Source organism: Nesterenkonia halobia, from assembly GCF_039536005.1.
Classification (GTDB): domain Bacteria; phylum Actinomycetota; class Actinomycetes; order Actinomycetales; family Micrococcaceae; genus Nesterenkonia; species Nesterenkonia halobia.
The window spans coordinates 405,571-431,376 of the sequence record NZ_BAAAYG010000002.1 but is presented as its reverse complement, the minus strand read 5'-3'; the positions used below and the strand labels follow the sequence as shown (position 1 = coordinate 431,376).

The window sequence follows — 25,806 nt, the reverse complement described above, 5'->3', positions numbered from 1 at the left end:
TCTGCCCGGAGCCGATTCCGGGTTCAGCTCCCAGCTGCCCCCGGCGACGCCTCAGCCGCGGGACGAGGCCGCGGCCGGCGGAGCGCCCGCAGCGCCGGAGCCGCTCATGCGGTCGCCGTCGAGCATCTGCGCGGCCTGCCGACGTCGGCGCCGGCCACGGCCGCGGCCCGCCGCCAGGCAGACCAGGTAGATCATGAAGGCGATCGTGGTGATGTAGGGGCTGATCGGCACTTCGCCGGTGAGCGCGAGCATGATGCCGCCGACGGCGGAGATCAGACCGAAGAGCATCGACAGCCCCACCGCCAGCACCGGCCGCGCGGTGACCTTCAGCGCCGCCGCCGCCGGCACCACCAGCAGCGAGAGCACCAGCAGCGCGCCGACGACCTGCACCGACATCGCCACCGCGCCGCCGAGCAGCCCCATGAACAGCAGCGAGAGCGCGTTGACCGGCACGCCGCGGGCGCGGGCGAGCTGCGGATCGACCGAGGCGAAGAGCATCGGACGCCAGACGAGGACCAGCACGGCCATGATCAGCACCGCCCCGGTGACCAGCGTCTGCGTCTGCACGTCGTCGACGCCGACGATCTGGCCGGTCAGCAGGCCGAATTTATTCGACGACCTCCCGTCGTAGAGCGAGAGGAAGAGGATGCCGAGGCCGAGCCCGAAGGGCATCAGCACGCCGGCCACGCCGGAGGTGTCCTTGTCCTTCAGGCTCAGCCCGCCGATGAGCAGCGCCAGGACCACGGCGCCGACGGCCGATCCGGCGACGACGTCGAGGCCCAGCAGCAGCGCCAGGGCCGCTCCGGCGAAGGAGACCTCGGCGATCCCGTGGACGACCAGCGCGGTGCGACGCAGCATGATGAACACTCCGACGAGGCCGCCCATCAGCCCCAGCACGCCGGCGGTGATCACCGAATTGCGCACCAGGTCGAAGAGGCGCCAATAGTCCTCGACGGTGAAGGAGGAGAGGAACTGGTCCATGGTCAGTGCGCTCCGATCCGTCCGTCGTGACTCGACTCCGCCGAGTCGTGCTCCGGCGCCGCGGTCCGCTCGTCCTCCGGGGTGCAGTGGTGCCCCTCCAGATGCTGACCCATGACCACCAGCCGACCGCGGTGCTCGAGCACGTCGACGGGCGCGTCGTAGAGCTCGCTGAGCACGGAGGTGCGCATCACCTCGCGCGTGGCCCCGATGCGGTGCTGACCGCGGGCGAAGTACAGCACCCGGTCGACATGGTCGATCACCGGGTTGATCTCATGGGTCACGAAGACGACGGCGGCGCCGCGTTCGGCCGCCTGGCGCTGGATCAGGTCGGTGATGGCCTGCTGGTGGTGCAGGTCCAGCGAGTGCAGCGGTTCGTCGCAGAGCAGCACCGCCGGGTCGCCCGCGAGCGCCTGGGCGGCGCGCAGCCGTTGCTGCTCGCCGCCGGAGAGCAGTCCGACGGGCATGTCGGCGTACTCGGTCGCGCCGACCTCCTCGAGGAGCCGGTCGACCTCGCGACGCTCGGACCGGCCGCGGAGGCGCAGGCCGAAGCGGTGCCCGTCGAGCCCCAGGGCGACCAGGTCGCGCCCGCGCAGCGGAGTCTCGGTCGGCATCGTGTGCTGCTGCGGGATGTAGCCCACGGCGCTGCTGCCGCGGCGCGCCGGCCGTCCGGCGATCTCGGCGGTGCCGGCGGTGAGCTTCTGCAGCCCCAGCAGCACTTTCAGCAGCGTGGACTTGCCGGCGCCGTTGGGGCCCAGCACGGCCAGGAACTCCCCCGGGGCGAGCTGCAGATCCAGCTGCCGCCACAGCGTCCGGCCGTCGAAGCCGACGGCGGCGTCGTGCAGGGCGAGGACCGGCCCCTCACGCATCGTCGTCCTCCGCGATCTGCCGGACCGAGGAGACGGTGTCGCGCATCCAGACGAGGTAGTCGTCGGTGTCGTCGGGCAGCGTCTCGCGGAAGTCCATCACCGGCACCTCCGCCTCCTCGGCGGCGGTGCGGATGCGCTCGGACTGGTGCGTCTCGGTCTGCGAGTTGTAGGCGAGCAGGTCGATCTCGCCGCCGGACGCGGCGTCCAGCGCCCGCTGCTGCAGCCGGGGAGAGACGTCCTCGCCGTGCTCCACGGCGCCGAGGAAGTCGGGGTCGGTGACGTCCTCGTATCCCATCCGGACCAGCAGGTGCGCCGAGACCGGTTCAGTGGCCAGAGTCTGCAGACCGTCGGCGTTGACGGCGCGGGCCTCCTCGTCGAGCGCGTCGATCTCCGCGGCGAGCTCCTCGGCGTTCTGCGTGAACTCCTCGGCGTGCTCCGGCGACCGCTCGCCGAGCTCCTCGGCGAGGTCCTCCACGAAGTCGCTCATCATCGGCAGGTCGTACCAGACGTGCTCGTTGGCGGCGAGCGCCTCGGCGGCGGCTCCATGCTCGTGGCCGGCGTGCGCGTCCTCGCCGTCGGAGTCGCCGGAGTCGTCTGATCCGCCGGAGTCGTCATGCGCATGCTCGTTGGGGCCGTCGATCACCTGCACGACGGCGTCCTCCTTCTCCGCCGCCGTGGCCAGCTGGGTCAGGAAGGGGTCGTAGCCGCCGCCGTTCGCGATCAGCACGTCCGCCTCCTCGACGCTCAGCCGGTCCTGGGGCGTCGCCTCGTAGGAATGCGGATCCAGCGCCGGCTCGTCGACCACGGCCTCGACGTCGGCCGCGCCGTCGACGACGTGCTCGGCCAGCGAGGCGTAGACGTCGGTGGAGGTCAGCACCAGCATCCGCTCGTCCTCGTCCGCCCCCTGGGCTCCGCCGCATCCGGCGAGGAGCAGGGCCAGCGCCGCGGCGCCGGCCGCCGGACGGATCGGGCGACGGCGCGCCGGCGGGGTCGACGCGACAGGACGGGAGATCACAGGGCCGGACATGGCGGAGCCTTTCAGGACGAGAGGGAGGCGACGGCCCGCCGACCGCGCGGCTCATGCCGAGCCCGGGTCGGAGGCGCGGGCCGCCGACTGCAGAGATCAGCGTACGCCGGGCCCCCTATTGCGAACAAATCTCAACTCCTCCGGCCTGGAGTCGGCGTCCCGCCGACGCTCCGCCGGCGCAGTCCGCACCGCCGGTCCGGCGCGCCCGGCGAGCTCGACCTCGCGCTCCTCCTCGAGCGGCTCCTCCTCTGCCGGCTCCTCCTCCACCCGGTGCCGGCGCCGCGAGTCACGGGACTGGGTCGCGTCGTGGATCTCGCCGACGAGCACCTCGAGCACGTCCTCCAGGAAGAGGATCCCGCGGGTCTCGCCGTCCTCATCGATCACGCGGGCCAGGTGCGAGCCGGTGCGCTGCATCTGCGCCAGGCAGTCCTCGACCTGGTCGCCGCCGGTCATGTTGCCCAGCGAGCGGATCGCGGTCACCGGGATCGACTCGCGATACCGGCTCGCCGGCAGGCTCATCACGTCCTTGAGATGGACGTAGCCGATGAAGGCGTCGTCGCCGTCGGCCACCACGAAGCGGGAGAATCCGGTGCGGCCGACGGCACGCTCGACCTTCTTCGGCGAGACGTCGGCCGGGACGGTGACCACCTCGGAGAGCGGAACCATGACGTCGGAGGCGGTGACCTCGCTGAAGGACAGCGCCCCGGCGATCACCCCGGCCTCGTCGTGCACGGTGCCGTCGCGGGTGGACTCGGCGACGATCGACTGCATGTCCTCGAGGGTGAAGGTCGAGACGACCTCGTCGCGCGGGGTGACGCCGACGGCTCGGAGCACCAGGTTCGCGGCGGCGTTGAGCAGCAGGATCACCGGGTGCAGGATCCGGGACAGCAGGACCATCGGCGGCGCCAGCAGCAGCACCGCCCGGTCGGCCACCGAGACGGCGAAGTTCTTTGGCACCATCTCGCCGAAGGTCACGTGCAGGAAGGTCACCAGCACCAGCGCGACGACGAAGGCCGCCGTGCCGGCGACCGAGGCCGGCAGCCCCAGGTCGACCAGCGGCTCGGTGAGCAGATGATGGATCGCCGGCTCGGACATCAGCAGGATCAGCAGCGAACAGACGGTGATGCCCAGCTGGGCGACCGCCAGCATCTGCGAGACGTGCTCCATGGCGTGCAGCGCGGTCTTCGCCCGGCGGGATCCCGCCTCGGCCTTCGGCTCGATCTGGCTGCGCCGCGCCGACATCACGGCGAACTCGCCGCCGACGAAGAAGGCGTTGCCGGCCAGCAGCACGATCAGCCACACCGCGCCCATCAGGTCGCCGCCCATCAGCGTCCCCCTCTCTCGGCTCGCGCGGATCTCCCGGCGCTCTCGACGGCGCTCTCGACGGCGGGCGCCGCCCCGGCCGCGACCGGCGCGCCGCGCTCGCCGCGCTCGGCCTGGGCGACGAGCGCGGCCCGGCGCGCCTCGGCGTCGGGGATGAAGCGCACCCGGTCGATGCGGCGGCCGTCGACGACGACCACGCGCAGCGTGCCGCCGGAGACCGGAACCTCGTCGCCGACTGCGGCGAGCCGTCCCAGCGCATCGACGACGAATCCGGCGACGGTCTCGTAGGCGGCGTCGTCGGGCACGGTGAGCCCGACGATCTGGGCGTTGATCTCGTCGGGGCGCAGCAGGCCGGGGAAGAACCAGTCGCCGCCGGCCGACTGCAGCACGCCCGGCGCGATCCGGTCGTGCTCGTCGGCGACCTCGCCGACGATCTCCTCGATCAGGTCCTCCAGCGTGACCACCCCGGCGGTGCCGCCGTACTCGTCGACGACCACCGCCATCTGCAGCGAGGCCTCACGCAGCACCGGCAGCAGCGCGTCCAGCGAGAGCGTCTCGGGCACGCGGGTCACCTCGGACATCACCGTGGCCGCGACCAGGCCCTCGCGCTTGTCGCGCGGGACCGCCACGGCCTTCTTCACATGGGTGACGCCGCGGACCTCGTCGACGGACTCGCCGAGCACCGGGAACCGCGAGTAGCCGGTCCGCCGGGCCAGGCCGATCAGCTCGGTCAGCGGGGCCTCGGCCTCGACGGCGGCCATCCGCGGACGCGGGGTCATCGCGTCGGCGGCGGTCTGCTCGGCGAAGCGCAGCGTGCGGTCCAGCACAGTGGCGGTGTCGGCGTCCATCGTGCCGAGCTTCGCCGAGCGACGGACCATCGAGGAGAGCTCCTCCGGAGTGCGCGCCCCGGAGAGCTCCTCCTTGACCTCCAGGCCGAAGCGGTGGAGCACCAGGTTGGAGAAGCCGTTGAGCAGCAGCACCAGCGGCTTGGCGACGGCGGTGACCATCAGCTGCGGGCGCGCCAGCGCGCGGCCCAGCCGCTCGGCCTCGGCGATGGCCAGATTCTTCGGCACCAGCTCGCCGAGCAGCATGGAGACCAGCGTGGCCAGCAGCATCGCCATGATCAGCGAGACCGGTCCGGCGGCGGCGTCGGGCACCCCGAGGGCGGTCAGCGGCGAGTCCAGCAGCGCCCCCAGCGCCGGCTCGACGACGTAGCCGGTGAGCAGCGTGGTGACGGTGATGCCCAGCTGGCAGGTGGACAGCTGGGTCGACAGCGAGCGCAGGCAGGACAGCAGCGCCCGGGCCCCGGGGTCGCCGCGGTCGACGGCGCGTTGGACGGTGGGCTGGTCGAGGGCGACCAGCGAGAACTCGACGGCGACGAAGAACGCCGTGCCGAGGATCAGCAGCAGGCCGAGGCCCAGAAGGATCCATTCCACGTCAGGCGGTGCACCTCCGCGCTCCGCCGGGACGTCCCCGCCGCGGCGCGGCTCCGCCCGCGGCGGGCGGGCCGCCGTGCGGCGGCCGGCTCAGACGCGGGCGGTCGTGGGGCAGGACAGGGTGGTGCGGGGTCGAGCGTCGAGGGACGGGACCCGGTTGTCGATACTCCATGAGAAGACCCAGTGTAGCGATGCCCGCGGGTGACCGCCACCACCCGGCACGCCGCCGGCATGACGCCGGCACGGCGCCGGTTCGCGGCTCACCAGGTGGTCGGGACCGGCTTGCCCTCCTCGTAGCCGGCGGCGGACTGCACCCCGGCCACGGCCCGCTCGCGGAAGGCGGCCAGATCGCCCGCCCCGGCGTAGGTCATCGAGGAGCGCACGCCGGAGGTGATCGAGTCGAGCAGATCCTCCACGCCGGGCTGCTCCGGATCCAGGTACATCTTCGACGTCGAGATGCCCTCCTCGAAGAGCCCCTTCCGCGCCCGGGAGAAGGCGTCCTCCCCGGCGGTGCGATTCTGCACCGCCCGCGAGGAGGCCATCCCGTAGCTCTCCTTGTACCGCCGGCCGTCGGCCTCGGCGACCAGATCGCCCGGCGACTCGTAGGTGCCGGCGAACCAGGAGCCGACCATCACCTGGGAGGCGCCGGCGGCCAGCGCGAGGGCGATGTCGCGCGGATGGCGCACGCCGCCGTCGGCCCAGATGCGGCCGCCCAGCTCGCGGGCGGCGGCCGCGCAGTCGAGCACGGCGGAGAACTGCGGACGGCCCACGGCGGTCATCATCCGCGTGGTGCACATCGCCCCGGGGCCGACGCCGACCTTGACGATGTCGGCCCCGGCGGAGATCAGGTCGCGCACGCCGTCGGCGGTGACCACGTTGCCGGCGACCACCGGCACCGCCGCCCCGCGGACGTCGACGACCTCGCGGACCGCGGCCAGCGCGTCGAGCATGCGCCGCTGATGACCGTGGGCGGTGTCCACGACGAGCACGTCGACCTCGGCGTCGAGCAGCGCCTCGGCCTTGGCGGCGACGTCGCCGTTGATGCCCACCGCCGCGGCCAGCGCCAGACGACCCGAGGCGTCGACGTGCGGGGTGAACAGCGTCGAGCGCAGCGCACCGCGCGGGGTGAGCACGCCGGCGAGCACGCCCTCGGACGTGGTCACCGGCGCGTACTCCACCGCGGCGGCGTCCATGGCGAGGAAGGCCTGGCGCAGCCCCTCGGCGAGCGCGGCGCCGTCGTCGTCGGCCTCCAGACCCAGCTCGGCGGTGGTGAAGCGGACCTGCGGCATGCGCATCACCGAGCCCACCGAGGAGAAGCGGTCCCGGCCGACGCCGTCCTCGGCGTGGACGATCCCGGCCGGGCGCATGTCCTCGTCGACGACGCAGACGGCGTCGTGGCTGCGCTTGTCGAGCAGATGCAGCACGTCGAGCACCGTGTCCTGCGGCGAGACCTTCAGCGGCGTCTCCAGCACCGGGTGACAGGACTTGACCCACTGGGCCACCTGACGGATGACCTCCAGCGGGACGTCCTGGGGCAGCACGCCCAGCCCGCCGCGGCGCGCCATGGTCTCGACCATCCGCCGGCCGGTCACCGCCGTCATGTTCGCCGAGACCAGCGGGATGGTGGAGCCGGTGCCGTCGTCGGCGGAGATGTCGACCTCGGTGCGCGACATCGCCTCGGACCGCGAGGGCACCAGGAAGACGTCGGCGTAGGTGAGATCGGTGGTCGGCTCGTTGAGGAACTTCATGCGCGGGTCGTCCGCCCCTTCATATGTCGTGCCCGTGCCGCGGGGACCTGCCCGTGAGCGGGTCGCACGGCCTGGGACACGATACCGCGCCCAGTGGCGATGCGGCAGGTCGAATCACTATGCTGGTCGGCAGGTGACCGACAGCGTCGCCGGCCCGCCGGGCGCATGTCCCCGAGACGGCGATGAAGCCGTCGTCGGATCTCCCCTGTGGGCAGGACTGTCGCACCGCGGCCGAGCGTCGGCTCCTGCAGCTGGACGGTCGTGGTGCTCCAGAACCGACCGACACACATATGGAAGAGGCGTATCCACAGTGCCAGAGCTAACGTCCAGCCGTCTCGCGGAGGAATTCCCCGGAAACGAATGGCTGGTCGCCGACATATACGACAAGTACAGGGCGGACCCCGGCTCAGTGGACCGGAAGTGGGCTGACATCTTCCGCCGGATGGAGTCGGAGAGCGCCGACGACGGCGCGGCGGCCCCGTCGGCGTCGACGTCGTCGACGACCTCGACGACGCCCCCTCCGGCCTCCGCCTCCTCCGCCGCCGGCTCCTCGGCCCGCGGCGCCGCCGATGACGGCGCCCGCGGATCGGCGAGCCCCTCGCCCGCCGGCTCGGCCTCCGCCGCCGACGGCGCCGCACCGGCGCCCGCCTCGGACATTCCCGACGCGGAGGCCCCCGCCGAGAAGTCCTCGCGCGACGGCTCCGGCACGGCGACCCCGCCGCGGAGCACCCCGTCGACGGCGAAGCCGGCCGAGCCGGACCACGCCCAGAAGCCGCGCGGCGAGAAGGGCCCCTCGACCTCCGCCACCTCCGCCTCCGCCCCCGCCGCGCCGAAGACGCCGACGACCCGGAAGGCCCCGGACTCCGACACCCGTCCCATCCCCTCCGAGCCCTCGGCGGGCGAATCGACGGCCACGGAGGAGAAGGAGGACGAGGTCACCGTCCTGAAGGGCATGTCGAAGGCGATCGCGGCCAACATGGACGCCTCGCTCTCGGTGCCCACGGCGACCACCGTCCGCGCCGTGCCGGCGAAGCTGCTGATCGACAACCGCGTGGTGATCAACAACCACCTCAAGCGCACTCGCGGCGGCAAGGTGTCGTTCACCCACATCATCGGTTATGCGATGCTCAAGGCGCTGCGCGCGCACCCGGCGATGAACGTCACCTACGACGTCAAGGACGACAAGCCCGCCGCCGTGCAGCCGGCCCACGTCAACTTCGGCCTGGCCATCGACATGCCGCGCCCCGACGGCACCCGGGCGCTGGTGGTGCCGAACGTCAAGGCCTCCGAGGAGATGGGCTTCACCCAGTTCTGGGCGGCCTACGACGACGTCGTCAAGCGCGCCCGGGACAACAAGCTCACCCCGGACGACTACTCCGGCACCACCGTCTCGCTGACCAACCCGGGAGGCATCGGCACCGTCCACTCGGTGCCGCGGCTGTCCAAGGGGCAGGCCACGATCGTCGGCGTGGGCGCGCTGGAGTACCCGGCCGAGTTCCAGGGCGCCTCGGAGAAGACGCTGAACAAGCTGGCCGTCTCGAAGGTCATCACGCTGACCTCGACCTACGACCACCGCGTCATCCAGGGCGCGACCTCGGGCGAGTTCCTCAAGACCATGCACCAGCTGCTGCTGGGCGAGGACGGCTTCTACGACGAGATCTTCGAGGCCCTGCGGATCCCCTACCAGCCGGTGCGCTGGTCGGCCGACATCCAGGTCAACCCCGAGGACCAGGTCAACAAGGTCGCCCGCATCCAGCAGCTCATCCACGCCTACCGCGTGCGCGGGCATCTGATGGCCTCGGTGGACCCGCTGGAGTACCGGATGCGCGACCATCCGGACCTGGAGATCGAGACCCACGGGCTGACGCTCTGGGACCTCGACCGCGACTGGCCCACCGGCGGCTTCGGCGGCAAGTCCATGCTCCCGCTGCGCAACATCCTGGGCGTGCTGCGCGACACCTACTGCCGCAACACCGGTGTGGAGTACATGCACATCCAGTCGCCGGAGGAGCGGCAGTGGTTCCAGGATGAGATCGAGCACCCGTATGAGAAGCCCTCGCGGGACGAGCAGTTCCGGATCCTGGGCCGGCTGAACTCGGCCGAGGCCTTCGAGACCTTCCTGCAGACCAAGTTCGTCGGTCAGAAGCGCTTCTCGCTGGAGGGCGGCGAGTCGCTCATCCCGCTGCTCGACGTCATCCTCTCCGGCGCGGCCGACGAGGGCCTCGACGAGGTCACCATCGGCATGGCCCACCGCGGGCGGCTCAACGTGCTCGCCAACATCGCCGGCAAGACCTACGCGCAGATCTTCCAGGAGTTCGAGGGCCGCGACTCCGGCATCGGCTCGGGCGACGTGAAGTACCACCTGGGCACCCGCGGGTCCTTCACCTCCGATCAGGGCAACTCCACCAGGGTCTACCTCGCGGCGAACCCCTCCCATCTGGAGGCGGTCAACCCCGTGCTGGAAGGCGTCACGCGCGCGATCCAGGACCGCCTGGACAAGGGCTCGGACAACCTCAACTCGTTCTCCGTGCTGCCGCTGCTGGTCCACGGCGACGCCGCCTTCTCCGGCCAGGGCGTGGTGGCCGAGACCATGAACCTCTCCCAGCTGCGCGGATACCGCACCGGCGGGACCGTGCACGTGGTGGTCAACAACCAGGTCGGCTTCACCACCGCCCCGCAGGCGGGCCGGTCGATGACCTACTGCACCGACATGGCCAAGGCGATCCAGGCTCCGATCTTCCACGTCAACGGCGACGACCCCGAGTCCGTCGCCCGCGTGGCGCAGCTGGCCTTCCAGTACCGCCAGCGGTTCAACAAGGACGTGGTCATCGACCTGATCTGCTACCGCCGGCGCGGCCACAACGAGGGCGACGACCCGTCGATGACCCAGCCGAAGATGTACAACCTCATCGAGGCCAAGCGCTCGACCCGCCGGCTCTACACCGAGGCGCTGGTCGGACGCGGCGACATCACCCAGGAGGAGGCCGACCAGGCGCTGCAGGACTTCCGCCAGCGGCTGGAGCGCGTCTTCACCGAGACCCACGCCGCGAAGACCCAGCCGATCTCCACCGTCGACTCCGGCGGAGGCGACGAGCTGGCCCCGACCTCCTCGGCCGACGAGGAGGCCACTCCCGAGCGGGCTCCGACCGACACGGCCGTCTCCGAGGAGACGCTGGCCCACATCGGAGAGGTCCACACCAACATCCCCTCGGACTTCACCCCGCATCCGAAGCTGAAGTCGCTGCTCGAGAAGCGGGCCAAGATGTCCCGCGAGGGCGGCATCGACTGGGGCTTCGCCGAGATCGCGGCCTTCGGCTCGCTGCTCATGGAGGGCACCGAGGTCCGGCTCTCCGGCCAGGACTCGCGGCGCGGCACCTTCGTGCAGCGGCACTCGGTCTTCCACGATCGGCACAACGGCGACGAGTGGTACCCGCTGAAGAACCTCACCGAGGACCAGGCGCGGTTCTTCATCTACGACTCGGCGCTGTCGGAGTACGGCGTGGTCGGCTTCGAGTACGGCTACTCGGTGGAGAACCCCGAGGCCCTGGTGCTCTGGGAGGCGCAGTTCGGCGACTTCGTCAACGGCGCGCAGACGGTGATCGACGAGTTCATCTCCTCGGCCGAGCAGAAGTGGGGCCAGCGGTCCTCGGTGGTGATGCTGCTGCCGCACGGCTACGAGGGTCAGGGCCCGGACCACTCCTCCGGACGTCCGGAGCGCTTCCTGCAACTCTGCGCCCAGGACAACATGACGGTGGTCATGCCCTCGACCGGGGCGAACTACTTCCACCTGCTGCGCCGCCAGGCCGTCGCCCGGCCGCGGCGCCCGCTGATCGTCTTCTCGCCGAAGCAGCTGCTCCGGCTGAAGGCCGCGGCGAATGCGGTGGAGGACTTCACCACCGGCACCTTCGACGAGGTCATCGGCGACGCCGAGGTCGACCCGCAGAAGGTCGAGCGGGTGCTGGTGACCTCCGGGCGGCTGTACTACGACCTGGACGCCACGCGCCAGAAGCACCAGGACGAGCGCACCGCGATCGTGCGGCTGGAGCAGCTCTACCCGATGCCGGTGGAGCAGCTGCAGGCCGAGCTGGACCGCTACCCGCACGCGACCGACGTCGTCTACGCCCAGGACGAGCCGGCGAACCAGGGCCCGTGGCCCTTCCTCGCCCTCAACCTGCTCCCGCAGCTGACGCATGAGATGCGGTCGATCTCGCGGTCCGACTCGGCGGCGACGTCGGTGGGCCAGGCGCGGCGCCACGCCCAGGAGCTGGAGACTCTGCTCGGCGAGGCGTTCCCGCACCTGGACCTCTGAGCCGGTCCGCCGTCGCCGCTCCGAGGGGCCGCCGATCCGGAGAGATCGTCGGCCCCTCGGAGCGTCCATCGGGCGCACCGCCGGCACGGCGAGTACGGTCGGAGTTCAGGGATCTCCGCGTCGTCGAGGGCGCCCCTCAGGAAGGGGCGCCCTCGACGACGCGGCCTCCATGCAGGACCGGAATCAGGGACTGGGAAAGGACACTGTGGAACGCAGCATCAGAATCGTCGCAGTCGGCAACGAGCTGCTGACCGGGGTCGGCGACCCCCGGGCGCTGGGCTGGCTGGGCCGTGTGCTCGCCAAGACCCCGACCGAGTCGGTGCGTCTCGAGCACTACGTGCTGGCGATGCCGGGCGAGGGCACCGAGGCGCTCTCGCAGCGCTGGCGGGAGGAGGCCCTCCGCCGCTTCGAGGCCGGGACGGAGAACCACCTCGTCATCGCGCTCAACGACCTCGACCTGGACAGCGAGACCTCGTCGGCCCGGGGCCGGCTGAACCTCGCCAACATCCTGGACCGCGCCTCGCAGGAGGGCATCCGCTGCCTGGTGGTCGGTCCCGTCCCGACGCTGGACTCCGAGCGCAATCAGCGCATCGCCGAGCTCAACGCCGCCTATGAGGACGTCGCCTCACGACGTCGACACGTCTACGTGGACACCTTCACCCCGCTGCTGCAGCACGAGCAGTGGCGCGGAGACCTGGCCGCCAACGACGGCCAGCCCGGCCAGGCCGGCTACGGCCTCATCGCCTGGCTGGTGCTGCACCGCGGCTGGTACCCGTGGCTGGGGCTCGCCGAGCCGACGACCTGAGGCGCCTCCGGCGCCGGCCGGGCCGGACGGTGCCGGGCTGGCCGGGTCGGCCGGGCCGGATCGGGCGCCGGGAATGGCGCCGCATCCGCGGGAGTTCTCTCCCCCGGACCGTCCGGCCGTGCCGCGGCCGCCCCAACCACAGAACGGAGCCTCTCCATGTCCTTCTCCTCGGTCGCCCTGCGCGCCGTGCCCGGCGCCTTCCTCCTGGACTCCGGCATCGGCAAGCTCTCCCTCGACGCCGACTCGGCGGCGGGGCTGCAGAGCATGGCCGCCACCGGCGTGCCCGCCGTCTCGAAGCTCTCCCCCGAGACGTTCGGTCGGGCGCTGGCCGTCGGCGAGATCGGCGTCGGCGCCGCTCTGCTGACGCCGTTCGTCAACGACCGGGTCGCCGGCGTCGCCCTGGGAGGGTTCACCGCGGGGATGCTGAGCATGTACTTCCGCAACGACGCGATGACGCGCAAGGACGGCGTCCGTCCGAGCCAGGAGGGCACCATGCTGGCCAAGGATCTCTGGCTGGCGGCCATCTCGGCGGCGCTGATCGGCGGCGAGCGCCGTCGCCCGCGCCGCGGCGGGGCGTAGTAGGATGGACTCCAGTCGACGAGAGGAGTTCGCCCTATGAGCAAGCGTGGACGCAAGCGCAGCGCGCGCCGGAAGAACAAGGCCAACCACGGCAAGCGCCCGAACAGCTGATCCCGACGGGATCGGCGGGCGCCTCGGAGGGGCCGCGACCCGAGGGTCCCGGCCCCGGCCCTGATCGGCCGGAGGCGCGAGAGCGCACCTGACGACGTCGAACCCCCTGCAGACCGTGGTCTGCAGGGGGTTCGATGCGTCCGGGCCGGGCCCGGTGGTCAGGCGCTCAGGCCGATTCGCGTCCGACGACGTCGTGGCCGGCCTCGCCGCGGAGCTGGCTGATGCGCTCCATGATGGTGACCTTCAACGTGTCGGGGGCCCGCTCGGTGCAGGAGCGGCGCACCACGCTGCGGATGATGCACTCGAGGTCGTACTCGGTCGCACAGTCCGGGCAGTCGTGCAGATGGGTGCGCACGTCCTCGAGGTCCTGCCGGCTCAGCTGGCCGTCGAGGTACTCGTAGATGCGCTCCATGCGCTCGTCGGTCTCGCGGCAGTCGCCCTCGCGACACGTCTCGTCGGTGGTCTCGTCGCTCATCAGCGGGCCTCCAGCTTCTTGTTCTTGAAGCCGCGTTCGCGGGCATAGTCGGTCAGCAGACCGCGCAGCAGCTTCCGGCCGCGGTGCAGACGGGACATCACCGTGCCGATCGGGATGTTCATGATCTCGGCGATCTCCTTGTACGCGAAGCCCTCGACGTCGGAGAAGTACACCGCCAGGCGGAACTCCTCCGGGATCTGCTGCAGGGCGTCCTTGACGTCCGAGTCCGGCAGGTGGTCCAGAGCCTCGGCCTCGGCCGAGCGCAGCCCGGAGGAGGTGTGCTCGGCGGCCTGGGCCATCTGCCAGTCCTCCACCGTCTCGGTGTTGGCCTGCTGCGGCTGGCGCTGCTTCTTGCGGTAGATGTTGATGTAGGTGTTGGTCAGGATCCGGTACAGCCAGGCCTTGAGATTGGTGCCGGGCTTGTACTGGTGGAAGGCCGAGTAGGCCTTCGTGTAGGCCTCCTGGACCAGGTCCTCGGCATCCTGGGGATTGCGCGTCATCCGCATCGCCGCCGAATACAGCTGGTCGACATACTGCATCGCCTCGGCCTCGAAGCGCCGGCGGCGCTGGGCCTCGGTCTCCTCGGACACGTCGGCGTTCTCCTCGTGGTCATCCATCGCCTCCGAGTGTACGCGCACCGCCGCGCCCGCGCCCCCAGCCGGCCGCGCGGGCGCGGCCCCCGGGGCCTCGGCGAGAGGACTCGCGGTCTGTGGTCGCTCCAGCGTACTTGTGCTCATGCACGGCTCAACGACCGGCGGGGCCGCGGCATTCCGCGCCGCGGCCAGCTGTGAGCACGCGGACATGATTCCGAGTCCCGCGCTGATTGGGTAGATTGGCGTGTGGAGAGTGCCCGGGCCTCGTCGCCTCGGCGCGCACGTCCCGACTCGACCCCCGAGTCCCCGCCGGCCGAGGCCGCCGGCGGCGGTACCGCCACAGGAGGATTCCATGTCTCTGATCCGCACACTCGCCCGGCCGATGCTCGGCGCCGGCTTCATCGTCCACGGCGTCGACCGTCTCCGGAACACTCCGGAGGCCGCCGAGGCGCTCGAGCCCACGCTGGAGGAGGTCGGGTCGCTGGTGCCGCAGGCTGAACCGGTCACCGGGCACCCGCAGCGCACCACGCAGGTCCTCGGCGGAGTCCAGGTCGTCGCCGGCGCCGCGCTGGCGATCGGGAAGTTCCCCCGGCTGGCGGCGCTGACGCTGGTCGGCGTGCACAAGCTCGACACCTACGTGGAGTTCCGCACCGCCCGGGCCGAGTCCGCCGACGGCGCCGCCGTGCGCACCGGGCTGCTGAAGAACCTGGGCATCCTCGGAGGCCTCGGGCTGGCCGTGGTGGACCTCGACGGGCGCCCCTCGCTGTCCTGGCGGGCCGAGCACCTGGCGAAGACCGCGAAGGGGTCGCCGTTCAGCGACAAGACCCACAAGATCGCCGAGCAGACCGGAGGCGAGGCGGTGAAGACGCTGAAGGCGTACCAGAAGGCCGCCTCCAAGGGACTGAAGAACGCCGAGCGCGAGGCGCGGCAGGCCGTGGCCGCCGTCGCCGAGGAGGCCAAGAAGAAGACGGAGGCGGCCTCCTGAGCTCCGCGCCCCGCACGACGCCTGCTCACCCGGTGCCCCCGGAGCCGTGGCCTGCGCCGCGGGCGGGGGCGCCGGTGCGTGGAGAGATCCGCGTGCCCGCCTCGAAGTCGCTGACCAACCGGCATCTGCTGCTGGCCGCCCTGGCCGACGGCCCGTCGGTGGTCGTCAACCCCCTGGAGTCCCGTGACAGCTCGCTGATGCTGCAGGCGCTGTCCGCGCTCGGCGCCGGCGTCGAGCATCTCGCCGAGCATCCCTCGACCGGCGAGCCGGCGGTGCGCATCACGCCGCTGACGCTGGATGCCGACGGCGACGACGGCGCCCCGCCGGTCGAGGTCGACTGCGGCCTGGCCGGCACGGTGATGCGCTTCCTGCCGGCAGTCGCCGCGCTGACCGGCCGCACCGCGCGCTTCGACGGCGACCCGGAGGCCCGGGTCCGCCCGATGGGTGCGGTCCTCGAGGGGCTCGCCGCGCTCGGCGCCGAGGTCACCGCCGGCGCATCCGCCGATGCCGGGGTGCGGCGGCCGGAGACGCTGCCGTTCACGCTGCGCTCCCGCCGCGGACTGGCCGGCGGCGAGGTCGCCGTCGACGCCTCCGCCTCCTCGCAGTTCGTCTCCGGACTGCTGCTCGCCGCCCCGCGCATGCGCGAGGGGCTCACGCTGCGCCACACCGGCTCGACGGTGCCCTCCTCCGAGCACGTGGCGATGACGGTGGCGGTGCTGCGCGCCGCCGGCGTGGAGGTCGACGACTCGGAACCGGCGGTGTGGCGCGTGGCGCCGGCGTCGATCCCGGCCTTCACCGTGCGCGTGGAGCCGGACCTCTCCAACGCCGGCCCGTTCCTGGTCGCCGCGGCGGCCACCGGCGGCGAGGTCACCATGCGCGGCTGGCCGCGGGAGTCCACCCAGATCGGCCGCCGCTGGACCGAGCTGCTGCCGCAGTTCGGCGCCGCCGTCGAGCTCGTCGACGAGCCGACGGGGCAGGATTCCGCGGCCACGCAGACGCTGACCGTGCGCGGCGGCCGCGACGGCTCCGGCGCGCCGCAGGTGACCTCCCCCGGCCTCGTCGACGGCACCGCCGAGCTCACCCCGACCGTCGCCGCGCTGGCCGCCCTCGCGGACTGCGCGACCACCTTCACCGCCGTGGGACACCTGCGCGGCCACGAGACGGACCGGATCGCGGCGCTGGCCGCGGAGCTGCGCCGCCTCGGCGCCGCCGTCGACGAGCACGACGACGGCTTCAGCATCCGCACTCCGGCGGTCCGCGGCGACCTGGTGCGCAGCTACGCCGACCATCGGATGGCGACCTTCGCCGCGGTGCTGGGGCTGCGGCTCGACGGCGTGGAGGTCGAGGACATCGGCTGCACGGCCAAGACGATGCCGACCTTCCCGCAGCTGTGGCGCGCCCTCGTCGAGCCCGGCGGAACCGGCGAGCCGGACGCACCGGGCGCACCGGGAGCACCGGTCGAGGGCGGAGGACGATGAGCCGCCGCTGGTCCGACTTCGACGAATCGGATGTCAAGGTCCGGCCCAATAAGCGCGGCTCCCGCCCGCGGACGAAGGAGAGCCCGGACCATCCCGACGCCGAGCTGGGCCGGGTCATCACCGTCGACCGCGGCCGCTACCGGGTGCATATGCACCGCGCCGACGACGGCGAGCGCCTGGTCACCGCCGTGCGCGCCAAGGCGCTGCGCCGCTCCCCCATCGTCCCCGGCGACGTCGTCGCGCTGGTCGGCGACACCTCGGGCGGCGAGGGCACGCTGGCCCGGCTGGTGCGCATCGAGGAGCGGGCGACGCTGCTGCGCCGCAGCGCCGACGACACCGACGACGCCGAGCGCGTCGTCGTCGCCAACGCCGACCAGCTGCTGATCGTCGTCGCCGCCGCCGACCCCGCCCCGCGGACCGGTTTCATCGACCGTGCCCTGGTGGCGGCCTTCGAGGCCGGCATCGAGCCGATCCTGCTGATCACCAAGGCGGATCTGGCCGCGGACCCCGCCGATCCGGCGGGGCTGCTCGCGCACTACGCGGAGCTGAGCCTGACGACGGTGGTCTCCCGCCGCCGGGACGCGGAGTCCGACGCCGGCGCCGGTGATGACGCCGGAGAGGACGCCGACGCCGATGCCGACGCGCTCGACGAGCAGGCGGTCGCCCGGCTGCACACCCTGCTGGACGGCCATGTCACCGCGATGATCGGCCACTCCGGCGTGGGCAAGTCGACGATGGTCAATGCGCTCACCGGCGCCGAGCGGGCGACCGGCGGGGTCAACGACGTCACCGGCCGCGGGCGGCACACCTCCTCCTCGGCGGTGGCGCTGCGGCTGCGGACCGCCGGCGAGGTCTCCTCCTCGGCGGGCGCGGACGAGGCCGGCTCCGCCGCCGGCGTCTCCTGGATCATCGACACGCCGGGGGTGCGCTCCTTCGGCCTGGCCCACGTCGATCCCGACGGCGTGCTGGCCGCCTTCGAGGACCTCGTGGAGGGGTCCGCCGACTGCGAGCCCGGATGCGCCCATGAGTCTCCGCAGGGCGGCTGCGCGCTGGACGCCTGGGTCGCGGCCGGACGCGCCGGAGATCACGGTCCGGCACGCCTGGCCTCGCTGCGCGGACTGCTCTCCTCGCTCGCCGGATCTGCGGAGGAACAGGACGAGAAGAGACTAGGATCGTCCCCATGAACCGCCACCAGACCAGCCCGTACACCGAGGACCTGCGCCTCGCCCACATGATCGCCGACTCGGTGGACGCGCAGACGATGGCCCGCTTCTCCGCGATGGACTTCGACGTGGAGACCAAGCCGGACCTCACCCCGGTCACCGAGGCTGACCGGCTGGCCGAGGAACTCATCCGCGGCCAGCTGAGCCGGGCCCGCGGGCGGGACGCCGTCCACGGCGAGGAGTTCGGCTCCTCGGGGTCGGGCCCGCGTCGCTGGGTGATCGATCCGATCGACGGGACGAAGAACTTCGTCCGCGGCGTGCCGGTCTGGGCCACGCTCATCGCGCTGGTCGACCATGGCGAGCCGGTGATGGGCGTGGTCAGCGCCCCGGCGCTGGGCCGCCGCTGGTGGGCCGCCCGCGACGGCGGCGCCTACACCGGCAAGTCGCTGGCCTCGGCGCGCCCGCTGGAGGTTTCGAAGGTCTCGGCGCTCTCCGACGCCTCCTTCTCCTATTCCTCGTTGACCGGCTGGCGCGCGGCGGGCCGCAGCCAGAACTTCCTGGAGCTCACCGAGACGGTCTGGCGGACGCGGGCCTTCGGCGATTTCTGGTCCTACTGCCTGCTCGCCGAGGGCGCCGTCGACCTCGCCGCCGAGCCGGAGCTGGAGCTGCACGACATGGCCGCGCTGGTGCCGATCGTCACCGAGGCCGGCGGCCAGTTCACCTCGCTCGACGAGGAGCCCGGCTGCTCCGGCGGCAACGCGCTGGCCACCAACGGCCTGCTGCACCAGGCGGCCCTGGCCGCCCTGGCCCCGGACGACCCCACGCCGTGGGCGAACCCCTCCGCGGCCGCGCCGTCGGCCGCAGCGGAGGACGCGCCGCAGGGCGCCCCCACGCCGCAGGAGGCGGCGCAGCACGAGGCCGGGCGAACCGGCCTCAGCCCTTCCTGACCCCGTCCTGCGGCGCCGGCCGCTGACTGGACGACGCCTTCGTCTCCCTCGTGGCACGACGCGCCCCTTGCTGTTTTAAGCATGCCTAAACCATACTGGACGGCATGGCGCTCTCCCTCCCCTCCCGCCGGACGTCCCGCCCGTCCCGGCGGCGCTCCGTCGTCGCGGCGCTGCTCGGCGTCTGCCTGCTGCTGAGCGGCTGCGGGCCCGCCGGCGCCGACGGCCTCGGCGACTCCGGCGATCCCGACGACGACCGTCCGGTGGTGCTGACCACCTTCACCGTGCTCGCCGACATCGTCTCGCAGATCGGCGGCGACCGCGTCCAGGTCCGCTCCATCACGCCCGTCGGCGCGGAGATCCATGAGTATGACCCCACCCCCGGCGACATCCGCGCCGCGACCGAGGCGGATCTGGTGATCACCAACGGGATGGGGCTGGAGGCCTGGTTCGACCAGTTCATCGACCACGCCGAGGCGCCGTCGACGACCGCGACCGCCGACGTCGACCCGCTGCCGGTGACCCGGCTCTCCGGCCATCCGGCCGCCGGCGAGGACCTGCCGACCAACCCGCACGCCTGGCTCTCCCCGGAGCGCGGCCGGCAGTACGTCGACGCCGTCGAACGGGCCCTGGCCGAGCTCTCCCCCGCCGACGCCGACGTCTTCGCCGAGCACGCCGACTCCTACCGCGAGCGCCTGACGGAGATCGCCGAGGACGCCCGCACCCGGCTCGCCGCCGTCGAGGAGTCCACCGGTTCTCCGGCCCAGGTGGTCACCTGCGAGGGGGCGTTCAGCTATCTGGCCGAGGACCTCGGCCTCGAGGAGCACTACCTCTGGCCGATCAACGCCGACACCGAGGGCACCCCGCAGCAGGTCGAGGCGCAGATCGAGCACGTGCGCAGCCACGACGTGCCGACGATCTTCTGCGAGACCACTGTCAACGACGACGCCCAGCGCCAGGTGGCCGAGGCCTCCGGGGCGCGGCTCGGCGAGCCGCTGCACGTCGACTCGCTCTCCGCCTCCGACGGGCCGGTGCCCAGCTATCTGGAGCTGCTCCGCCACGATCTGGATCTGATCATCTCCGGGGCCGAGGCCGGCGCCGAGGACGAGGAGGACCGATGACCCAGGCTCCCGCCGCCGCAGTCGAGGTGTCCGGGCTCAGCGCCGGCTATCCCGGCGTGCTGGCCCTGCAGGGCGTGGATCTGCGGCTGACCGCCGGCACGATCACCGCGCTGGTCGGCGCCAACGGCTCCGGCAAGTCCACGCTGTTCTCCGCGCTGCTCGGGCTCCGCGCCCCGCTGGCCGGCACCATCCGGCTGTACGGGAAGCCGCCCCAGCAGGCGCGGCGCCGCAATGTGGTCAGCTATGTCCCGCAGCACGACACGATCGACCACACCTTCCCGCTGACGGTGGCGCAGATGGTCATGATGGGCCGCATCCCGCACCAGGGTCCGACCCGTCGACCGCGGCGCGCCGACCGTGCCGCCGTCGCCGAGGCGCTGGAGCAGGTCGGGCTGGCCGAGCTGCGCCGGCGCACCGTCGGCGAGCTCTCCGGCGGCCAGCGGCGCCGGGCGTTCCTGGCCCGCTCGCTGACCCAGCAGGCCCCGCTGATGCTCCTCGACGAGCCCTTCGCCGGCGTCGACCGCGGCTCCGAGGAGCTGATCACCGCCACACTGCATGCCCTGCGTGACGCCGGGACCACAGTGCTGGTCTCCACCCACCATCTGGACTCGCTGGCCGACCTCGCCGACGAGGTGGTGCTGCTGCACCGCCGTGTGCTCGCCGCCGGTCCGCCGTCGGCGGTGCTGACCGAGTCCACCCTCGCCGGCGCCTTCGGCACGGTGCTGGCCGACGACGGCGGCGCCGCCGACAGCACCGAGGACGGCGCCGGACGACAGGAGGCCCCATGGAGCTGATCGTCGAGATCCTGGCCGCGCCGCTGCAGTTCGCCTTCATGCAGAACGCGCTGGCTGTGGCCGTCGTCGCCGCCGGAGTCTGCGGGCTGCTCTCGTGCTGGCTGGTGCTGATGGGCTGGTCGCTGATGGGCGAGGCGGTGGCCCACTCCATCCTGCCGGGCATCGTGCTGGCCCAGCTGCTGGGAGTGCCGATGGCCGCCGGCGCCTTCGTCTTCGGCCTGATCGCCGTGCTGCTCATCGGCGGGATCAGCAGCACCCCGGTGATCAAGCGCGACACCTCCATCGGCGTGGTGTTCACCACGCTCTTCGCCCTGGGCCTGGTGCTGATCTCGCGGGTGCCGAGCCAGACGCATCTGCAGCACATCCTCTTCGGCAACGTGCTGGGCACCTCGCGGACCGACCTGTGGCAGGTGCTCGCGCTGGGGCTGGCGACTGCGGCAGTGCTGCTGCTGGCCCGGCGGGACCTGACCCTGCTGGCCTTCGACCGCACCTACGCCCACACCGTCGGACTCTCCACGGCCGCCCTCTCGGCGCTGCTGCTGGTGCTGCTGGCGCTGACCACGGTGACCGCGCTGCAGACGCTGGGCATCATCCTGGTGGTGGCGATGCTGGTCATCCCCGGGGCCACCGGGATGCTGACCTGCCGGACGTTCGGACGGATGCTGATGGTCTCCTCCGGCGGCGCGGTGTTCGCCGCGGTCAGCGGCGTCTACCTGAGCTACTGGCTGGACCTGTCGACCGGCGGGACCATCGTCCTGATGCAGTCGACGCTCTTCGGCCTGGCCTATGTGCTGGCCCCGCACAAGGGACTCATCGCCCGGGCGGCGCGCGCCCGACGGACCGCCGCCGCGGCCTGAGCCGACGGGGAGAGGATCCGCCGGCATCGGCGCCCGGGACGGTTGGACGGATAGACTGGGCGCACGACGCCGGCGCTCCCCGTCGCGGCCCGTCGCCGCGCCGGCGGGTGCCGCCGCCAGCACAGCCACGATGCCCGTCGGGCCCGCCGGCGGGCCCCTCTCGCGGAAGGATCCCATGAGCCCGCGCACCTCCGCCCAGGGGCGCTCGACCCGCACCGACACCGCCACGACCTCGGTGGAGGACTACACCAAGACCATCTACGGCCTCACCGAGTGGGAGGACGATCCGGTGGTCACCGCCTCGGCGCTGGCCCGCACGCTGGGGGTCTCGAACCCCTCGGTGACGCTGATGGTGCGCAAGATGGCCGAGCTGGGACTGGTCGACCACCATCCCTACGCGCCGCTGCGGCTCACCGAGCAGGGCCGCCGGCTGGCGCTGGCCATGGTCCGGCGCCACCGGCTGATCGAGACCTGGCTGGTCCGCGAGCTCGGCTACGACTGGGGCGAGGTCCACGACGAGGCCGAGCGCCTCGAGCACGCGGTCTCGGAGACGTTCATCGACCGGCTCGACGAGCGGCTCGAGCGGCCCGTCGTCGATCCGCACGGCGACCCCATCCCCCGCCGGGACCTGAGCATGGAGCACCCGGAGACCGAGCGGCTCTGCCGGGTGCCCGAGTCGGCGGCGGTGCGCCTGGAGCAGGTCGACGACGCCGTGCCCGACGCGCTGCGCACCCTCGCCGAGGAGCAGGTCGACATCGGCGCGCGGATCACCGTGCGCACCGCGGCCGCGACGGAGGGCGGCGACGTCGTCGTCGCCCGCGCCCCGGCGGGCGAGGGCATCCGGCTGGCCCATGAGCTGGCCCACGCCATGCGCGTCTCGCTGGTCGATCGCTGAGCGTGCCCGTCGCCGGGCCGGCGGCCGAGTCGTACTAGTCTGGGACGGTGCCCGACGCTGAGACCTCCGCCCCCGCCGCGCCCCCGCTGCGCCTGATCGTGCCGCTGGTCGCCCTCGCCGGCGCCGTCGGCGCGCTGGCCCGGCTGACTGTGGGCGAGCTGCTCCCCGAGCAGAGCATGAAGTTCCCCTGGACGACGCTGGCGGTGAACCTCTCCGGCTCCGGGCTGCTCGGCCTGCTGACCGGAGTGGCCTCAGTGCACCGGCTGCCGCGCTGGGTCGTCCCGACGCTGGGCACCGGGCTGCTGGGCTCCTACACCACCTTCTCGCTGGTCATCGTCGCAGTGATGCCGGCGGTGCCGGGGGCGATGTTCGACGAGCTCGCCGCCCAGACCCTCGTCAATCCCGCCGCGCCGGAGCTGATCGCCTATCTGCTCATCAGCATCCTCGGCTGCACCGCCGCCGCGGCCGCCGGCATCACCGTCGGCCGGGCGATCTTCGGGGCCGTGGGCCCGCCGCAGCCCGGGGCCCGGCGCACAGGAGCCGCCCGATGACCGCGGAGATGACGATCGCCGTGGTCCTCGGCGTCGGCCTGGGCGGCGCGGCCGGGGCGGTGCTGCGACTGCTGCTGGACCGTCTGCTGCCGTGCGGGATCCTGCTGGCGAACACCGCCGGCTGCCTGGCCCTGGGGCTGATCTACGGCTGGATCACCGTCGAGCCGGCCGCGGCCGAGCCCGGGACGACGACGGCGCCGCTGCTGGTCGCGCTGACCACCGGGCTGCTCGGCGCGCTGAGCACCTTCGCGACCGTCTCGCTGCGGGCGGCCGAACGTTGGGTCGCCGGCCGACGGCTGGCCGCCGCCGGACTCTGGGCGGTGCATGTGCTCTGCGGAGGCGCCGGCGCGGCCGCCGGTATCGCGGCGGCCCGACTGCTGCTGGGCTGAGCCGGAGGCGGGCGTGCGCGGCCGCCGCGGGTGTATCATGGGCAGTCGGCCCGACGACGCGCCGTCGCCCCGGGCCCGGATCCCCGCCGCCCGATCCGCGGCGGGCGGCACGCAGCCCGGAGGAGGTGGCACATGGCGACGAAGGCCAAGCAGAAGGCCCGCAACAAGGCCGCGAAGGACCCGAACAATCATGTCGTGGCCACCAATCGTCGCGCCCGGCACGATTACCACATCGAGGACCGGTACGAGGCCGGCCTGGTGCTCGCCGGCACCGAGGTGAAGTCGCTGCGCGAGGGGCAGGCCTCGCTGACCGACGGCTTCGCCGCCTTCTCTAAGTCCGGCGAGCTCTGGCTCGAGCAGATCCACATCCCGGAGTACCTCAACGGCACCTGGACCAATCACAGCGCCCGGCGGAAGCGGAAGCTGCTGCTGCACCACAAGGAGCTGGCCAAGATCTCCCGGCAGATCGAGTCCTCCGGGATGACGATCGTGCCGCTGCAGCTCTACTTCTCCGACGGCCGGGCCAAGGTCGAGATCGGCATCGCGCGCGGCAAGCGCGAGTTCGACAAGCGCGAGACGCTGCGCCGCAAGCAGGACGAGCGCGACGCCCAGCGGGCGATGCGCTACCGCAACCTCGGCATCGACTGAGCCGTCCGCCTCTGGTGGCCCCGGCCGCCGGCGGCTAGGATCAGGCCCGGACGACTCCGGGAGGATGTGGCATGGGGCGCGTGCACCGAGGGCAGCGCCGGCTGCGGCGATCGGCCGCGGCGGCGACGACGGCGATCGCGATGCTGGCGCTGGCCGGCTGCGGAGGTGACGACGGGGACGAGTCCCGCCCCATCCCCCACCAGAAGTTCCTCTCCCGCCCGGATCTGAAGCCGCCTGCCGTGGAGATCACCGAGGGACCGGCCTGGTCCGCCCGGCGGGACGCCGCGGACGAGTACATCTTCCTCAGCCCCAACTACGGCACGCCGACGCCGCAGGACGGCTCGCTCATCCTCGACGCCGCCGGAGAGCTGGTGTGGATGCGCCCGGCCTCCGACGAGGACCCGGACGACGACCCCTTCGACCTGCGCGTGCAGAAGTACGACGGCCGGGACGTGCTCACCGTCTACGAAGGTCCCAGCGAGGGCGGCCACGGCCATGGCGAGGTCACGGTGCTGGACGGCTCCTATGAGCAGATCGCCCGGGTCACCACCGGCGGGTCGCTGGGGCCCGACGAGGCCGACCTGCACGAGACGACCATCACCGAGGACGGCACGATGCTGCTGGCCGCCTACGTGCCGACCGAGGCCGACCTCACCGAGGTGGGCGGGCCCGCCGACGGGCACGTCGAGGATGCGGTGATCCAGGAGGTCGACATCGCCACCGGCGACGTCGTCTTCGAGTGGAGCGCGCTGGACCATGTGCCGATGACGGAGACGATGGTCGACTACGCCGCCGAGCGCGAGGAGGTCGCCGAGGATGACGAGGATGACGAGGATGACGAGGATCCCGCCGTGCTCGGCTCCGCGGAGGAGCCCTTCGACTACTTCCACATCAATTCGATCACCGTCGACGACGACGGCTCGCTGCTGGTCTCGGCCCGCCACACCCATGCGGTCTACCGGCTGGACCGCAGCACCGGCGCGGTGGACTGGACGCTGGGCGGTTCGTCCAGCGACTTCAGCCTGGACGAGGACGCGGTCTTCTCCTGGCAGCACGACGCCCACCGTGCTCCGGACGGCACGCTGACGCTCTTCGACAACCACGCCCACGGCGGAGACGACGACGAGTCCTCGCGCGGGCTGCGGCTGGCGCTGGACGAGGAGACGATGACCGCCGAGGTCGCCGCCGAGTACCGGCCTCCCGAGGAGCGGGTCTCCAGCGCCATGGCGAACGCCCAGCAGCTGGACGACGGCGGCATGCTCATCGGCTGGGGGTCCCGCCCGTACTATTCGGAGTACACCGCCGACGGCGAGCTGATCTACGACGTCTGCCACGGGGACGAATGCCTCGACGGCGACTACGACGGCGGCGGAGGCAGCTACCGGGCCTACGCGCTCGAGTGGCAGGGCCGGCCGACGACCGACCCGGACGCCATGCTGACCGAGGAGGGCGGCGAGTCCGCCGTCCATGTCTCGTGGAACGGGGCGACCGAGGTCGCCGAGTGGCGGCTGACCGCCGGCGGGGACGAGGCCGCGACCGTCGCTCGCGACGGCTTCGAGACCACGATCCCGGTCCCGGACGGCGCCGACGACGCCGAGTCGCTGCGCGTCGAGGCGCTGGACGACGACGGCGAGGTCCTGGGCGGCACGACGCCCTCCGAGTCCGCCGACCAGGAGTGACGCCGTGGTCGGCGCGGCGCCGTGCGTGCTGCGGACACGACGACGCCCC

General features: G+C 72.5%; 23 protein-coding genes and 1 pseudogene. 16 read left to right on the top strand and 8 right to left on the bottom strand.

Features of this window, described 5'->3' with window-relative positions:
- Nucleotides 1–51 precede the first annotated feature (51 nt).
- The 6 genes and pseudogenes from ABD652_RS02710 to guaB1 all read right to left on the bottom strand — a co-directional run bounded on the left by ABD652_RS02710 (nt 52) and on the right by guaB1 (nt 7,381).
- Complete coding sequence (locus ABD652_RS02710; RefSeq protein WP_344717890.1) at nt 52–981, bottom strand: metal ABC transporter permease; 930 nt, start codon at nt 979–981, stop codon at nt 52–54.
- 2 nt (nt 982–983) lie between these two features.
- Nucleotides 984–1,769, bottom strand: a pseudogene (locus tag ABD652_RS02705) (metal ABC transporter ATP-binding protein); the annotation flags it as partial.
- 70 nt (nt 1,770–1,839) lie between these two features.
- A complete protein-coding gene (locus ABD652_RS02700) occupies nt 1,840–2,874 on the bottom strand; it encodes a metal ABC transporter solute-binding protein, Zn/Mn family (RefSeq protein ID WP_344717886.1) in 1,035 nt (344 codons plus the stop codon).
- Between the two features lie 96 nt (nt 2,875–2,970).
- Nucleotides 2,971–4,200 carry a hemolysin family protein gene (locus tag ABD652_RS02695; protein ID WP_344717884.1) on the bottom strand — a complete coding sequence of 410 codons (1,230 nt, stop codon included), beginning with the start codon at nt 4,198–4,200 and terminating at the stop codon, nt 2,971–2,973.
- A complete protein-coding gene (locus tag ABD652_RS02690) occupies nt 4,200–5,633 on the bottom strand; it encodes a hemolysin family protein (protein WP_344717882.1) in 1,434 nt (477 codons plus the stop codon). The genes ABD652_RS02695 and ABD652_RS02690 overlap by 1 nt, the downstream gene beginning before the upstream one ends.
- Nucleotides 5,634–5,893: 260 nt before the next feature.
- Nucleotides 5,894–7,381: a GMP reductase gene (gene guaB1 / locus ABD652_RS02685; protein WP_344717880.1), complete on the bottom strand. Its 1,488-nt coding sequence runs from the start codon at nt 7,379–7,381 to the stop codon at nt 5,894–5,896.
- A 310-nt stretch (nt 7,382–7,691) separates the two neighbouring features.
- Here guaB1 and ABD652_RS02680 point away from each other — a divergent pair, with 310 nt between their 5' ends.
- The 4 genes from ABD652_RS02680 (at nt 7,692) to ABD652_RS13945 (ending at nt 13,185) form a co-directional block, all read left to right on the top strand.
- Entirely contained in the window at nt 7,692–11,690 is a 3,999-nt protein-coding gene (locus tag ABD652_RS02680) for a multifunctional oxoglutarate decarboxylase/oxoglutarate dehydrogenase thiamine pyrophosphate-binding subunit/dihydrolipoyllysine-residue succinyltransferase subunit (RefSeq protein ID WP_425574531.1), read from the top strand.
- 169 nt (nt 11,691–11,859) lie between these two features.
- Nucleotides 11,860–12,495, top strand: coding sequence for a GDSL-type esterase/lipase family protein (locus ABD652_RS02675; RefSeq protein WP_344717876.1), 636 nt, complete (start codon nt 11,860–11,862; stop codon nt 12,493–12,495).
- Nucleotides 12,496–12,651: 156 nt separating this feature from the next.
- A complete protein-coding gene (locus tag ABD652_RS02670; RefSeq protein WP_344717874.1) occupies nt 12,652–13,074 on the top strand; it encodes a hypothetical protein in 423 nt (140 codons plus the stop codon).
- A 36-nt stretch (nt 13,075–13,110) separates the two neighbouring features.
- Nucleotides 13,111–13,185, top strand: coding sequence for a 50S ribosomal protein bL37 (locus tag ABD652_RS13945; protein ID WP_425486775.1), 75 nt, complete (start codon nt 13,111–13,113; stop codon nt 13,183–13,185).
- A gap of 166 nt (nt 13,186–13,351) precedes the next feature.
- On the opposite strand, the gene rsrA is transcribed toward ABD652_RS13945, so the two are convergent.
- Together rsrA and ABD652_RS02660 are read right to left on the bottom strand one after the other, a co-directional pair.
- Nucleotides 13,352–13,660, bottom strand: coding sequence for a mycothiol system anti-sigma-R factor (rsrA, locus tag ABD652_RS02665; RefSeq protein WP_153144454.1), 309 nt, complete (start codon nt 13,658–13,660; stop codon nt 13,352–13,354).
- Complete coding sequence (locus ABD652_RS02660) at nt 13,660–14,277, bottom strand: sigma-70 family RNA polymerase sigma factor (protein ID WP_153144453.1); 618 nt, start codon at nt 14,275–14,277, stop codon at nt 13,660–13,662. Before ABD652_RS02660 ends, rsrA begins: the two co-directional genes overlap by 1 nt.
- Nucleotides 14,278–14,605: 328 nt before the next feature.
- On the opposite strand from ABD652_RS02660, the gene ABD652_RS02655 reads away from it, so the two are divergent.
- The 12 genes from ABD652_RS02655 (at nt 14,606) to ABD652_RS02600 (ending at nt 25,757) form a co-directional block, all read left to right on the top strand.
- Nucleotides 14,606–15,238: a DoxX family protein gene (locus ABD652_RS02655; protein ID WP_344717870.1), complete on the top strand. Its 633-nt coding sequence runs from the start codon at nt 14,606–14,608 to the stop codon at nt 15,236–15,238.
- A gap of 32 nt (nt 15,239–15,270) precedes the next feature.
- Nucleotides 15,271–16,716, top strand: coding sequence for a 3-phosphoshikimate 1-carboxyvinyltransferase (gene aroA / locus ABD652_RS02650; protein ID WP_344717868.1), 1,446 nt, complete (start codon nt 15,271–15,273; stop codon nt 16,714–16,716).
- Nucleotides 16,713–17,900: a ribosome small subunit-dependent GTPase A gene (gene rsgA, locus ABD652_RS02645; RefSeq protein ID WP_344717866.1), complete on the top strand. Its 1,188-nt coding sequence runs from the start codon at nt 16,713–16,715 to the stop codon at nt 17,898–17,900. Before aroA ends, rsgA begins: the two co-directional genes overlap by 4 nt.
- Nucleotides 17,897–18,826 (top strand): histidinol-phosphatase, encoded by a 930-nt coding sequence (gene hisN, locus ABD652_RS02640; RefSeq protein WP_344717864.1) that lies wholly within the window; start codon nt 17,897–17,899, stop codon nt 18,824–18,826. Before rsgA ends, hisN begins: the two co-directional genes overlap by 4 nt.
- 104 nt (nt 18,827–18,930) lie before the next feature.
- Complete coding sequence (locus ABD652_RS02635; RefSeq protein ID WP_344717862.1) at nt 18,931–19,944, top strand: metal ABC transporter solute-binding protein, Zn/Mn family; 1,014 nt, start codon at nt 18,931–18,933, stop codon at nt 19,942–19,944.
- On the top strand, nt 19,941–20,738 hold the full coding sequence (locus ABD652_RS02630) for a metal ABC transporter ATP-binding protein (protein WP_344717860.1): 798 nt from the start codon (nt 19,941–19,943) through the stop codon (nt 20,736–20,738). Before ABD652_RS02635 ends, ABD652_RS02630 begins: the two co-directional genes overlap by 4 nt.
- Nucleotides 20,729–21,595, top strand: a complete 867-nt coding sequence (locus ABD652_RS02625; RefSeq protein WP_153144446.1) for a metal ABC transporter permease — start codon at nt 20,729–20,731, stop codon at nt 21,593–21,595. The genes ABD652_RS02630 and ABD652_RS02625 overlap by 10 nt, the downstream gene beginning before the upstream one ends.
- A 175-nt stretch (nt 21,596–21,770) precedes the next feature.
- The gene (locus ABD652_RS02620; protein ID WP_344717857.1) at nt 21,771–22,490 is read left to right on the top strand and encodes a metal-dependent transcriptional regulator; all 720 of its coding nucleotides are present in this window, start codon (nt 21,771–21,773) and stop codon (nt 22,488–22,490) included.
- A 47-nt stretch (nt 22,491–22,537) separates the two neighbouring features.
- Nucleotides 22,538–23,041: a fluoride efflux transporter FluC gene (locus ABD652_RS02615; protein ID WP_153144445.1), complete on the top strand. Its 504-nt coding sequence runs from the start codon at nt 22,538–22,540 to the stop codon at nt 23,039–23,041.
- A complete protein-coding gene (locus ABD652_RS02610; RefSeq protein ID WP_344717853.1) occupies nt 23,038–23,430 on the top strand; it encodes a CrcB family protein in 393 nt (130 codons plus the stop codon). Before ABD652_RS02615 ends, ABD652_RS02610 begins: the two co-directional genes overlap by 4 nt.
- A gap of 132 nt (nt 23,431–23,562) precedes the next feature.
- Nucleotides 23,563–24,078: an SsrA-binding protein SmpB gene (gene smpB / locus ABD652_RS02605; protein ID WP_344717851.1), complete on the top strand. Its 516-nt coding sequence runs from the start codon at nt 23,563–23,565 to the stop codon at nt 24,076–24,078.
- A 71-nt stretch (nt 24,079–24,149) separates the two neighbouring features.
- The gene (locus tag ABD652_RS02600) at nt 24,150–25,757 is read left to right on the top strand and encodes an arylsulfotransferase family protein (protein ID WP_344717849.1); all 1,608 of its coding nucleotides are present in this window, start codon (nt 24,150–24,152) and stop codon (nt 25,755–25,757) included.
- The last annotated feature ends 49 nt before the right edge of the window (nt 25,758–25,806 follow it).